The 13029-nt window shown below is 63.6% G+C and carries 10 protein-coding genes; 5 read left to right on the top strand and 5 right to left on the bottom strand.

Features of this window, described 5'->3' with window-relative positions; translation table 11 throughout:
* Positions 1-17: 17 nt before the first annotated feature.
* The 3 genes from proW to KI609_RS15175 all read right to left on the bottom strand — a co-directional run bounded on the left by proW (position 18) and on the right by KI609_RS15175 (position 3955).
* A complete protein-coding gene (proW, locus tag KI609_RS15185) occupies positions 18-1382 on the bottom strand; it encodes a glycine betaine/L-proline ABC transporter permease ProW (protein ID WP_226444429.1) in 1365 nt (454 codons plus the stop codon).
* Positions 1379-2683 (bottom strand): glycine betaine/L-proline ABC transporter ATP-binding protein ProV, encoded by a 1305-nt coding sequence (proV, locus tag KI609_RS15180; RefSeq protein WP_226444428.1) that lies wholly within the window; start codon positions 2681-2683, stop codon positions 1379-1381. Before proV ends, proW begins: the two co-directional genes overlap by 4 nt.
* Before the next feature lie 651 nt (positions 2684-3334).
* Complete coding sequence (locus KI609_RS15175; protein ID WP_226444427.1) at positions 3335-3955, bottom strand: TIGR00645 family protein; 621 nt, start codon at positions 3953-3955, stop codon at positions 3335-3337.
* Positions 3956-4228: 273 nt separating this feature from the next.
* Here KI609_RS15175 and acs point away from each other — a divergent pair, with 273 nt between their 5' ends.
* Together acs and KI609_RS15165 are read left to right on the top strand one after the other, a co-directional pair.
* Positions 4229-6223, top strand: a complete 1995-nt coding sequence (acs, locus tag KI609_RS15170) for an acetate--CoA ligase (RefSeq protein WP_226444426.1) — start codon at positions 4229-4231, stop codon at positions 6221-6223.
* A 296-nt stretch (positions 6224-6519) separates the two neighbouring features.
* The gene (locus tag KI609_RS15165; RefSeq protein WP_226444425.1) at positions 6520-7023 is read left to right on the top strand and encodes a LapA family protein; all 504 of its coding nucleotides are present in this window, start codon (positions 6520-6522) and stop codon (positions 7021-7023) included.
* A gap of 184 nt (positions 7024-7207) precedes the next feature.
* On the opposite strand, the gene KI609_RS15160 is transcribed toward KI609_RS15165, so the two are convergent.
* Positions 7208-7513 carry a c-type cytochrome gene (locus KI609_RS15160; protein WP_319003110.1) on the bottom strand — a complete coding sequence of 102 codons (306 nt, stop codon included), beginning with the start codon at positions 7511-7513 and terminating at the stop codon, positions 7208-7210.
* 115 nt (positions 7514-7628) lie between these two features.
* Between KI609_RS15160 and KI609_RS15155 the strand changes: the two genes are divergently transcribed.
* On the top strand, positions 7629-7871 hold the full coding sequence (locus tag KI609_RS15155; RefSeq protein WP_226444424.1) for a TIGR04438 family Trp-rich protein: 243 nt from the start codon (positions 7629-7631) through the stop codon (positions 7869-7871).
* A 213-nt stretch (positions 7872-8084) separates the two neighbouring features.
* On the opposite strand, the gene ilvD (KI609_RS15150) is transcribed toward KI609_RS15155, so the two are convergent.
* Entirely contained in the window at positions 8085-9800 is a 1716-nt protein-coding gene (ilvD, locus tag KI609_RS15150; RefSeq protein WP_226444423.1) for a dihydroxy-acid dehydratase, read from the bottom strand.
* Positions 9801-10081: 281 nt separating this feature from the next.
* Here ilvD (KI609_RS15150) and ilvD (KI609_RS15145) point away from each other — a divergent pair, with 281 nt between their 5' ends.
* Together ilvD (KI609_RS15145) and lgt are read left to right on the top strand one after the other, a co-directional pair.
* Complete coding sequence (gene ilvD, locus KI609_RS15145; RefSeq protein WP_226444422.1) at positions 10082-11938, top strand: dihydroxy-acid dehydratase; 1857 nt, start codon at positions 10082-10084, stop codon at positions 11936-11938.
* A 196-nt stretch (positions 11939-12134) separates the two neighbouring features.
* On the top strand, positions 12135-12962 hold the full coding sequence (gene lgt, locus KI609_RS15140; RefSeq protein ID WP_226444421.1) for a prolipoprotein diacylglyceryl transferase: 828 nt from the start codon (positions 12135-12137) through the stop codon (positions 12960-12962).
* Positions 12963-13029: the final 67 nt, after the last annotated feature.

Genomic DNA, 13029 nt, shown 5'->3' with positions numbered 1-13029 from the left:
AGATCGTGAACACGTTCTTAATGACCTGCTCCAGCCAGCCTTGTGTGAGGCGCTGGCTGTTCGGCTGGCTGCTCGGGGGCGGGGCGCGCTGTCGCGGTGAGCGCATCGGCCGCTGTGGGCGGGGCCGCGCCCAGGCCTGCCGCGGCGCGCCGTTGCATCAGGCGCCACACCAGCCCAGCGGGGCCGGTTTGCCACCAGTGGCGCACGCCGCGGCGCGGCTGCCCCAGGGACTGCGTGATGCGGTCGAGCGTGATGGCCAGCAGCACGATGCCCAGGCCTCCCACGGTGGCCAGGCCTATGTCCAGGCGGCCGATGCCGCGCAGCACCATTTGCCCCAGCCCGCCCACGGCGATCATCGAAGCGATCACCACCATCGACAGCGACAGCATCAGCGCCTGGTTGATGCCGGCCATGATGGACGGCATGGCCAGCGGCAGCTGCACCTTCACGAGCATCTGCAGCGGCGACGCACCGTAAGCGCGGCTGGCTTCGATGAGGTCGGGCCGCACCTGGCGGATGCCCAGGTTGGTCAGGCGCACCAGCGGGGGCAGCGCAAACACGATGGTCACCACCACGCCCGGCACGTTGCCGATGCCAAACAGCATCACCACGGGCACCAGGTAGACGAATGCCGGCGTGGTCTGCATGGCGTCGAGAACGGGGCGCATGAGTCGCTGTGCCCGGTCGCTGCTGGCCAGCACAATGCCCAGCGGCAGCCCAAGCAACACGCAGAACGCCAGCGACGTGAGCACCAGCGACAGCGTGACCATGGCCTCGGGCCAGATGCCCAGCATGGCCACCAGCAGCAGCGAGATGACGGCGCCCACCGCCAAGGCACGCCCGGCAAATTGCCACGCCAGCACGCCAATCAGCGCAACCATGGCCAGCGTTGGCATGCTGGTGAGCATGTTCTCGACCCCGGTCAGGGTAGCGTCGATGGGCGCACGCACGCTTTGAAAGAAGGGGCGGAAGTGGTCCACCACCCACGCCAGGCCCTGATTGATCCAGCTTTCCACGGGCAGCGATCCGTCAAACAACTGGCTCAGGTGCAAGCCGCCCGCTGCCGAGGGGTCGGCTCCGCTCGCCACGTCGGGTGACGCGGGTGGGGCGGCCAGCCAGTCGGTGCCGCCGCTGGCCGAGTTCGTCGTGTCGCTGGGCATGGTGGACGCCGCCCACGGGTCGATGGCGGCGGCGGGCGTGTCGATGGGGGCTGCACCGCCGGGGCTGGCAGGGGCGGCCATGCCGTTGTCTGTGGGTGATGCCCACGGATTGGTGTCTGCGGGCGGGGGCAGGGTGGTTTCCGGGATGGGGGTGGTCGCGTCGGCCTGCGCCAACAGCACGGCGGGGGTGGGCTCAGTCAGCGGGGTGGTCATGGCGTTCATGCGACGCTTTCTGTGTGAACGGTGGTGGTATCTGTCGGCTGCGTGTGCTGCATAGGCGCAGCTGCGTGGGTGGCCTGGACTGTGGGCACGCTGGGCGGCACGGGGGGCGTATCGCGGTCCAGAAACCGCAGCAGCGTGGTCTTGCTGATGGCACCGCGAAAGCGTCCGTCCGCCTGCACCACGGGTAGCGCGCAGGGCGCCTGGGCCACCTGGCCGAACAGGTCGGCCACCGTGGCGTCGGCGGCAATAGGCGGTACATCGGCCATGAAAGCGTGCTGCAAGCCTATGGGCCCGCTGTGACCGCGCAGTGCGGCACGCAGCGAGTCGGCCGACACCGTGCCCAGATAACGCTGCGTGGGGCTGACCACATAGGCGAAGTTGTCGTCATGCCCTTCGATGAGCTGAAGCGCGGCACGGCAGCCACGGTCGGTGTGCTCGCGCACCACGGTCAGGCGCTTGCGGGCGATGTCGCTGGCCTTGAAGACAGCCGCGGCATCTACACCCCGCACGAAGTTGCGCACGTAGTCGTCGGCGGGGTTGCGCAAGATCTCGTCGGGCGTGCCCACCTGCACCACGTGGCCGTCTTTCATGATGGCAATGCGGTCGCCGATGCGCATGGCTTCGTCCAGGTCGTGAGAGATGAAGACAATGGTGCGGCGCTTGACCTGCTGCAGGCGCAGCAGCTCGCTTTGCATTTCGGTGCGGATGATCGGGTCCAGCGCTGAAAACGCTTCGTCCATCAGCAAGATGGATGGGTCTGACGCCAGCGCGCGCGCCAGGCCCACACGCTGTTGCATGCCCCCCGAGAGTTCGTCGGGGTAGCTGGCGCCCCAGCCGTCCAGGCCCACTTGCTCCAGCGCCCGTGCGGCCAGTTGCTCGCGCTCTGCGCGGTCCACACCGGCCAGTTCCAGGCCAAAGGCCGTGTTGTCGAGCACCGTCAGGTGCGGCATCAGCGCAAACGACTGGAACACCATGCTGATGTCCTTGCGGCGCAGGGCTCGCAGCTGGCGGTCGCTCAGGGCGTTGAGGTCCTGGCCATCCACCACGATGCGCCCGGCGGTGGGTTCGATCAGGCGGTTGAGCATGCGCACCAGCGTGGATTTGCCCGAGCCCGACAGGCCCATGACGACAAATATCTCGCCGGGCTCGATCGTGAAGGTGGCATCGAACACGCCGATGGAGTTGCCTGTGTGGGCCAGGATCTCGTGTTTGCTCAGGCCCCGTTGCACAAGGTCCAGGGCTTTTTCGGGCGTGTCGCCGAATACCTTGAACACATGGTCGATGATGATTTGTTTAGCCACGTTGTGGGTCCTCCCTTGGTCGCTGCAGTGCAGCGGGTTGAACACGCCAGGGCCGCCCGCAGGCCGCCATGGCTCGAAGACCGAAAGATGGAAACCCTGATGCGGCGGCCAAACCGGCCGCACAGGCAAAAGCCCGGCACGCCAGATGGCAATCAATAGGGTGGACACAAGGGTGACCGGATCGGCCCGAATGGCACGCCAAAAGGGTGCGCAAGGGCCTGGGGTGCGGGCCAGAAGAGGTCTTGGCAGAGGACTTCTGAACAGCGCAGGTGCCGGACCACCGCGAAGCGGGGTGCGACACCAGGGGCATCAGGGCCGACATTTCGGCCGTGGTGTCAGGTGCTGTCTGTCAAAGAGTTCAGCCGCCTGACGGTGAGATTCGCCCTGTAAAAGGGTGAATTACCTGCGTTGCAGGTTGTAAAACACCACTGAATTATAAGGATTCAGTGCTTTTATGTCAAAACACAGGGTTGGCAGGCCGCCCAAGCCGGGCGCCAAGTGCCCCGAAGTCGAGCCCATCATCCACGGTGGTTTGCTATGTTTTACATAGCTTCCAGCGATTTATTGACAAGCGCTGGCGCCCTAAAACACCTGATTGTTGGTGTTTGCCGATGGCGCTCTGCCGGGCGCCATCGCAGGCTCAGTGCTTCCTCAGTGTTTGTCGTGCGAGGCGTTGAGCAATTTGTCGGTGTAGGCGATGGCCAGGGCGCTGAGCAGGAACACCACATGGATGATCGTCTGCCACATGAGCACCTTCACGTCGTAATTGGCGGCGTTGATGAATGTCTTGAGCAGGTGGATGGAGCTGATGCCGATGATGGACAGGCCGAGTTTGACCTTCAGCACCGACGCATTCACGTGGCCTAGCCACTCGGGCTGGTCGGGGTGCTTGTCCAGGCCCAGCCGGCTCACGAAGGTTTCGTAGCCGCCCACAATCACCATGATGAGCAGGTTGGAGATCATCACCACGTCGATCAGCGCCAGCACCACCAGCATGATCACGGTTTCGTTGAGCGCCGTGATTTGCAGATCGGGTTTGTAGCCGATGCTGGTCACCAGGGCCTGCAGCGCGGTCTGGTTGCCAAAGGCCGCTTCCACCAAGTGCCACAACTCCAGCAGGAAATGCCATACATAGACACCCTGGGCCGCAATCAACCCCAGATACAAGGGCAGTTGGAGCCAGCGGCTGGCAAAAATCAGGCTGGGAAGCGGACGCAGCGGCGCGTTGACCGGATCGGTTTGGCCGGCCAGGCCGGGGGTGGGGAGGGTCATAAGGGTGGTTGGAGAAAAAAGTGTCGCGATTCTAAAAGACGCGTGTGACGGGGCTTATGCCCTCACGCGTGCGCGGGCGTTGGCGCGCGCCAACCCAGTGCGCTGGACGCCGCATGGGATGGGTGCGCAGGGCGGTGATGCGGGGGGCGGCTGTGCGCGCGCACCTAAGGGGCATGCCGGCGTGTGTAAGCTTCGTGCCAGTCAGTGGCTTGTAAGTGCTGCGGCAGACAGTACCGCCCAAATCCAATTCCATCAGACCCAGGAGACAAAACCATGAGTGCGCCCACATCCGCCATCGAATCCGTATTGGTTGAAAACCGCGTGTTCCCACCTTCCGACGCGTTTGTCAAAGCCGCACGCGTGTCGGGCATGGCGGGCTACGAGGCGCTTTGCGCCGAGGCCGACAAGGACTTCGAGGGCTTCTGGGCGCGCCTGGCCCGCGAGAACCTGCAGTGGACCAAGCCCTTCACGCGCACGCTGGATTCATCCAAGGCGCCGTTCTATAAGTGGTTTGACGATGGCGAGCTCAATGCCTCTGCCAACTGCCTGGACCGCCACATCGGCACCCCCACCGAAAACAAGACGGCCATCATCTTCGAGGCAGATGACGGCACGGTCACCAAGGTCACCTACAAAGAGCTGCTGGCCCGCGTGAGCCAGTTTGCCAACGCACTCAAGGCGCATGGCGTCAGCAAGGGCGACCGCGTGCTGATCTACATGCCCATGACGATCGAAGGTGTGGTGGCCATGCAAGCCTGCGCGCGCATCGGCGCCACCCACAGCGTGGTGTTTGGCGGCTTTAGCGCCAAGGCCGTGCACGAACGCATCATCGATGCGGGCGCGGTGGCCGTCGTCACCGCCAACTACCAGATGCGCGGCGGCAAAGAGCTGCCGCTCAAAGCCATCATCGACGAAGCGCTGGCCATGGGCGGCTGCGACACGCTGCGCAATGTGTTTGTCTACCAGCGCACCGCCACCGCCTGCGCGATGACGGCAGGGCGCGACAAGACGTTCAGCGAAGCGCTGGCCGGGCAAAGCACCGAATGTGCGCCCGTGGCCGTGGAGGCCGAGCACCCGCTGTTCATCCTGTACACCAGCGGCTCCACCGGCAAACCCAAGGGCGTGCAGCACGCCACAGGCGGCTACCTGCTGTGGGCCAAGCTCACGATGGACTGGACGTTTGACCTGCGCGCAGACGATGTCTTCTGGTGCACGGCCGACATCGGCTGGATCACCGGCCACACCTATGTGACTTATGGCCCCCTGGCTGCGGGCGCCACGCAGGTGGTGTTTGAGGGCGTGCCCACTTACCCCAACGCGGGCCGCTTCTGGCAGATGATCGAGAAACACAAAGTCTCTATCTTCTACACCGCACCCACCGCCATCCGCTCGCTCATTAAGGCCGCCGAAGCCGACGCGGCAGTGCACCCCAAGAGCTCCGACCTGTCGAGCTTGCGCATTCTGGGCAGCGTGGGCGAGCCCATCAACCCCGAAGCCTGGATGTGGTACTACAAGAACGTGGGTGGCGAGCGTTGCCCCGTGGTGGACACCTTCTGGCAAACCGAAACGGGCGGCCACGTCATCACGCCGCTGCCTGGCGCCACGCCGCTGGTGCCCGGCAGCTGTACGCTGGCCCTGCCCGGCATCGCTGCGGCCATTGTCGATGAAATGGGCAACGACATGCCCAATGGTTCGGGGGGCATTCTGGTCATAAAGAAGCCCTGGCCCAGCATGATTCGCACCATCTGGAACGACCCGGAGCGCTTCAAGAAGAGCTACTTCCCCGACGAGCTCAAGGGCTACTACCTGGCGGGCGACGGTGCCGTGCGCAGCGCCGACCGTGGCTACTTCCGCATCACGGGCCGCATTGACGACGTGCTCAATGTGTCCGGCCACCGCATGGGCACGATGGAGATCGAGTCGGCGCTGGTTGCCAAGTCGGACCTGGTGGCCGAAGCTGCCGTGGTGGGGCGCCCGGATGACGTGACTGGCGAGGCCATTTGCGCCTTTGTGGTGCTCAAGCGCCCCCGCCCCACAGGCGAAGAAGCCAAGCAGATTGCCAAGGAGCTGCGCGACTGGGTGGCCAAGGAAATTGGCCCCATCGCGAAACCGAAGGACATCCGTTTCGGTGACAACCTGCCCAAAACCCGCAGCGGAAAAATCATGCGCCGCCTGCTGCGCAGCATCGCCAAGGGTGAAGCCATCACCCAGGACATCAGCACGCTGGAGAACCCGGCGATTCTTGATCAGTTGTCCAGCTCCAACTGAGCAAGACAGGGGCGAGGCGCTGTGTAGCGCCCGTGCCCCGCGATACCTGCGCGCTGAGCGACCTCGCTGTGGTGCGTGGCCGTAGCCTCCCGCGTTCGCTCATGCAGCACGTGGACGTGGGGTGGCCTTCCCCGGCCTTCCCCATGCGGCAGGCCGCGTGCTGCCGTCCAGTGCGTGGTTGTAGGACGCGGTCTGAAATCGTTCTTCCGGGGTGAAGGAACCCCTTTGCATGCGTTACAACTGCAGCATGGCGCGACAGGCCACCCCGGCCTGTAACGACTGACTGGAGATTTCCCATGCACTTGCGTTCCATTGTTCTTTTAGTGACGGCGCTGGCCATCGCAGCGCTGGCGGCCCTCAATTGGCCTACCCTGGCCGCTCCCACACTCGTGTCGTTGGGGGTAGTGACGTTTGACGCACCCCTTGGGCTTTTGATGCTGGCGCTGACGACCTTGCTGGGCATTGTCTGTATCGTCTATGTGCTGTCTTTGCAGGGCTCTGTGCTGATGGAAACACGCCGGCATACCAAAGAGATGCAGGTTCAACGTGAACTGGCGGACAAGGCCGAAGCCTCTCGTTTCACCGAGTTGCGCGCTTACATCGAAGCCCATCACCAGCAGTCGCATGCAGCGCTGCTCGCGCGGATCGACAACCTGGAAGCACGTTTGACCGCACGGGCTGAGCAGTCAGACAACACCACGGCCGCTTATGTGGGGCAACTGGAAGATCAGCTGCTGGGCCGCCATTCGACCTCCATTACCCACACCACCCCCATGAACCCGACGACGCCCGTCGTCTGAGGCAGTTTTTGCTGCACAACGGTGGAGATGGCGGCGGCGCACGATAGATAGTGGATAGCGCGTGCCACCGGTTTCTTGATCGGACTGGGGTGCAAAAACAAAAGCCGCGTCACACAAGGTGGCGCGGCTTTTGTTTTGGCCGAACACGCAAGCCGCTCGCAGGAGCGGCCGACGCGCAATAGACTTATTTTTGAGTCAACACCCAGGCTGCGAGCTTCTTGGCTTCTGCATCATTGACTTGCGTATTGGCGGGCATGGGAACGGGGCCCCACACACCGGAGCCGCCCTTGATGATCTTGGCGGCCAGCTTGTCCACCGCGTCTTTTTGGCCGGCGTATTTCGCCGCGACGTCCTTATAGGCCGGACCCACCAGCTTCTTGTCCACCGCGTGGCATGCCATGCAGTTCTTGGAGGTTGCCAAGGCGAGGTCTGCCATTGCGGGGGCCGCTACCGACAGCGTCATGGCAAGGGTGATCAGGGTGCGCTTCATGGTGGGATTTCCTGTGGTTGGGTTACAGTGCTTTTAATGCGATTGTAGTGACTTGGGTTGACATACCCTTGTTTCGGATCAATCGGCTCTTTGATGTCGTTTTCTGGAGATCGCAATGTATCTGCTGGGTCTTTCCCTACTTATGCTGGCACTGAAATACTTGGAGATCGGGCCTGCGGCCACGATGTCCTGGTGGTGGGTGCTGGGCTGTTTTGGCGTCACCATGTTGTGGTGGGCATGGGCCGATTCCACCGGTTATACAAAACGCAAGGCCATGGAAAAAATGGACCAGCGCAAAAAAGACCGCATCAACAAACACAAGGAAGCACTGGGTATCCAGCCGCGCAAGCCGCGCTGAATGAGCCACACCGTTGCTGGCGCCCGCCGTGTGCGGCATTCCAGTGACGTGGTGTCGTTCTTCACTGCCAAACACAATCGCCCGTAGCAGCAGACAGCGCTACGGGCGATTCTTTTTAAGCTCCGTTTTCTGATGAACCAAAACGCTAGAGCAAAAGCAAGGCTTTATGGGCTTTAGTGTTCACAGCCAGGGGGCTGTAACGCTTACTGTGTGTCAGTAAGCGTCGAGCACCGCACCTTTGCTCGCGCTCGACGCGTTGAACGCGAACTTGGCCTGCACGCCGCGTGTGTAGCGCGGTGCGGGCGCCGTCCAGCCAGCGCGGCGCTTGGCGATTTCTTCTGCGGGCACGTTCAGTTCCAGCAGCAGCTGGCGCGCGTCGATGGTGATGCTGTCGCCCTCGTGGACGAACGCAATCGTGCCACCGGCCGCTGCTTCGGGCGCCACGTGGCCTACCACCATGCCCCAGGTGCCACCCGAGAAGCGGCCGTCGGTAATCAGGCCCACGCTTTCGCCCAGGCCGGCGCCGATCAGTGCGCCGGTGGGTGCCAGCATCTCGGGCATGCCGGGGCCGCCTTTGGGGCCCAGGTAGCGCAGCACCATCACATCGCCAGCCAGAATCTTGCCCGCCAGGATGGCTTCCAGCGCCGATTGTTCGTCGTCAAACACGCGGGCCGGGCCGGTGATGACTGGGTTCTTCAGGCCCGTGATCTTGGCCACGGCGCCTTCGGGGCTGAGGTTGCCCTTGAGGATGGCCAAGTGGCCTTGCGCATACATGGGCTTGTCGATAGGGCGGATCACGTCCTGGTCGGCGCGCGGCTGGTCAGGCACGTCCTTGAGCACGTCGGCAATCGTCTTGCCTTCGATGGTGATGCAGTCGCCATGCAGCAGGCCCGCATTCAGCAAGATCTTCATGACCTGCGGGATGCCGCCTGCGCGGTGCAGGTCCACGGCCAGGTACTTGCCGCTGGGCTTCAAGTCGCACAGCACAGGGGTCTTCTGGCGCACGCGCTCGAAGTCGTCGATGCTCCATTCCACGCCAGCGGCATGGGCGATCGCCAGGAAGTGCAGCACGGCGTTGGTCGATCCGCCCGTGGCCATGATCACGGCCACGGCGTTCTCGATGGACTTCTTGGTCACGATGTCGCGCGGCTTCAGGTCCTTCTTGATGGCCTCGATCAGCACCTTGGCCGATTCCTTGGCAGAGTTCATCTTTTCGTCGTGCGGGTTGGCCATGGTGGACGAGTACGGCAGGCTGATGCCCAGGGCCTCGAACGCGCTGCTCATGGTGTTGGCGGTGTACATGCCGCCGCAAGAGCCGGTGCCGGGGATGGCGCGTTTTTCGATCTCCTTGAGGTCAAAGTCGCTCAGCTTGCCCGCTGCGTTCTCGCCCACGGCCTCGAACACGCTCACGATGTTGAGGTCCTTGCCTTGGTAGTGGCCGGGCAGGATGGTGCCACCATAGACGTAGATGGCAGGCACGTTGGCGCGCAGCATGCCCATCAGGCCGCCGGGCATGTTCTTGTCGCAGCCACCGACCACCACCACGCCGTCCATCCACTGGCCGCCCACGCAGGTTTCGATGCAGTCGCTGATGACCTCGCGGCTGACCAGCGAATACTTCATGCCTTCCGTGCCCATGGCCATACCGTCGGAAATGGTCGGGGTGCCGAAGACTTGCGCATTGCCTCCGGCTTCTTCGATACCGGCGATGGCCGCATCGGCCAGCTTTTGCAGGCCGCTGTTGCAGGGCGTGATGGTGCTGTGGCCGTTGGCCACGCCCACCATCGGTTTCACGAAGTCGCCTTCCTCGTAGCCCATGGCGTAGTACATGGAGCGGTTGGGTGCGCGCGACTTGCCTTGCGTGATGTTGGCGCTGCGGCGGTTGATGGGGGTTGACGGAGGGAGGGGGGTGGCGGTGCGGTCGGTCATCGTGGGGCGTCCTCGTTGGGTGGAACTGATCTGGATCATTTTGCCAGTGCAAAGCGGGTCTGGGTTGCGGTGCTGCCGCAGCCCCCACGGGCAGTGGGCCGCGTCAGCGGGCTTGGGTGCGACGGCCGAGAGCGGCGTGCCGCGCCACAGGCAAAAAGGGGTGGGCGATAATTGGGGGGTTTGCCCCCGGCACGGCTCAAGAGGTTGTTCGCACGGGCGCGCGAGGGGCCTTTATTCCTGCGGCCCGCTTCCCTTTCAGCGATCTTCCAGAAGCCAGCACGATGCCTATCTACCGTTCCAAAACCTCCACCGCCGGTCGCAACATGGCGGGGGCGCGCTCCCTGTGGCGCGCCACCGGCATGAAAGACGATGACTTCAGCAAGCCCATCATTGCGGTGGTCAATTCGTTCACCCAGTTCGTGCCCGGCCACGTGCACCTGAAGGACCTGGGCCAGCTTGTTGCGCGCGAGATCGAAGCCGCTGGCGGCGTGGCCAAGGAGTTCAACACCATTGCCGTCGACGACGGCATCGCCATGGGCCACGACGGCATGCTGTATTCGCTGCCCAGCCGCGACATCATTGCGGACTCGGTCGAGTACATGGTCAACGCGCACTGCGCCGACGCGATGGTGTGCATCTCCAACTGCGACAAGATCACGCCCGGCATGCTGATGGCCGCCATGCGGTTGAACATCCCCGTGGTGTTTGTGTCGGGTGGCCCCATGGAGGCTGGCAAGGTCAACAAGGCCGACCCCAACACCCACGCCATCACCTTCAAGAAGCTCGACCTGATCGACGCCATGGTGATGGCGGCGGATGACAAGGTGTCTGACGCCGATGTGGCCGAGATCGAGCGCTCTGCCTGCCCGACCTGCGGCTCGTGTTCGGGCATGTTCACTGCCAATTCGATGAACTGCCTGACCGAGGCCCTGGGCCTCTCGCTGCCGGGCAACGGCACGGTGGTGGCGACACACGCCGACCGCGAGCAACTGTTCAAGCGCGCCGGCCGCCTGGTGGTGGAGCTGTGCAAGCGCCACTACGAACAAGATGACTACAGTGTGTTGCCACGCTCGATGGGCTTCAAGGCGTTCGAAAACGCCATGACGCTGGACATCGCCATGGGCGGCTCGACCAACACCATCTTGCACCTCTTGGCGATCGCGCAAGAGGCCGAAATCGACTTCACGATGGCCGACATCGACCGCCTCTCGCGCGCAGTGCCGCAGCTGTGCAAGGTGGCGCCCAACACCGACAAGTACCACATCGAAGACGTGCACCGCGCGGGCGGCATCATGGCCATCCTGGGCGAGCTGGACCGGGCGGGCAAGCTGCACACCGACACGCCCACCGTGCACGCCAAAACCCTGAAGGACGCGCTGGACGAATGGGACATTGCCCGCAACCCATCCGAAGCGGTCAAGACCTTCTATAGGGCCGGTCCCGGTGGCATCCCCACGCAGGTGGCGTTCAGCCAGAACGCACGCTGGCCCAGCCTCGACCTGGACCGCGCCAAGGGCTGCATCCGCTCGGGCGACCACGCCTTCTCGCAAGAGGGCGGCCTGGCGGTGCTGCGCGGCAACATCGCGCTGGACGGCTGCGTGGTCAAGACCGCTGGCGTGGACGACGCGCTGCTGGTGTTTGAAGGCACGGCCCATGTGACCGAGTCGCAGGACGAAGCCGTGGCCAACATCCTGGCCGACAAGGTGAAAGCGGGTGACGTGGTCATCGTGCGCTATGAAGGCCCCAAGGGCGGCCCCGGCATGCAAGAGATGCTGTATCCCACCAGCTACATCAAGTCCAAGGGCCTGGGCAAATCCTGTGCGCTGTTGACCGACGGGCGCTTTTCGGGCGGCACATCGGGCCTGTCCATTGGCCACGCATCACCCGAAGCGGCCGCTGGCGGCGCCATTGGCCTGGTGCAAGATGGCGACCGCATTCGCATCGACATTCCCAATCGCAGCATCAATGTGCTGGTGTCGGACGACGAGCTGGCCCGCCGCCGCGCAGCGCAAGACGCCAAGGGCTGGAAACCTGCGCAGCCGCGCCCGCGCAAGGTGTCGGCAGCGCTCAAGGCCTACGCCAAACTGGTGATGTCGGCCGACAAGGGGGCTGTGCGCGATCTGTCGTTGCTGGACTGACACCATCCGGCGCCCAGGCGCCGCGTGCCCCAACCCGCCGGCCCACCTGCTGGCGGGTTTTCTTTTTTCGCTCTGTTTTTGATAGCTTGAAGCGATTGGTACACATGCGCTGCGGGGTAATTTTCCTTGTAATTGCCAGGCATTACCGCCCCGGTTCACGCCCCGTCGTGCCATGCCGGGCACAATACCGCCCACCATGCTGACCTATCCCCACATCGATCCCATTGCCCTGCAGATCGGCCCGCTGGCCGTGCACTGGTATGGCCTGACTTATCTGGCCGCTTTTGGCTTGTTCATGTTTTTGGGCATTCGCCGCCTGCGCCATGAGCCCTTTGCCTCCATTACCGGCCCCGGTGCGTGGTCGCGCAAGGATGTGGAAGACATCCTCTTTCTGGGCGTGGCTGGTGTGGTGGCGGGCGGGCGCATCGGCTACTGCCTGTTCTACAAACCCGGTTATTACCTCAGCCACCCGCTGGAGATTTTTGCCGTGTGGCAGGGCGGTATGTCGTTTCACGGCGGGCTGCTGGGTGTGATCGTTGCCATGGTGTGGTTTGCGCGCTCGCGCAAACGGCCGTGGCTGCAGGTGGCAGACTTCGTGGCCCCTTGCGTGCCCACAGGGCTGGCCGCAGGGCGGGTAGGCAACTTCATCAATGGCGAGTTGTGGGGGCGTTTTTCCAGCCCCGATCTGCCGTGGGGCATGGTCTTCGCGCAAAGTGGCTCGATGCAGCCGCGCCACCCCTCGCAGGTGTACCAGTTCCTCATGGAAGGCCTGCTGCTTTTCATTTTGCTGTGGCTTTACGCACGCAAAGAGCGGCGCCAGGGCCAAGTGGCGGCGGCGTTTCTTGTGGGGTATGGCTGCTTTCGCTTCATCGCCGAATATTTCCGCGAGCCGGACGCGTTCCTGGGCATCCTGTCGCTGGGCATGAGCATGGGGCAATGGTTGTGCCTGCCCATGATCGTGGGCGGTGTGTTGCTGTGGCTCTGGGCGCAGCGCCAGCCTGCGCGTCAAGCTGCTTTTAAGTGAAATTGGCTGCTAGCGCTTGATTCATAAGCGCCAGCAGCTATAAAAATGGTAGTGGACGACGCGTGCG

It is taken from the genome of Acidovorax radicis (assembly GCF_020510705.1).
Lineage (GTDB): Bacteria > Pseudomonadota > Gammaproteobacteria > Burkholderiales > Burkholderiaceae_C > Acidovorax > Acidovorax radicis_A.
Note: the sequence above shows the minus strand (reverse complement) of the source record. Positions and strands in the feature narration are given on the sequence as shown.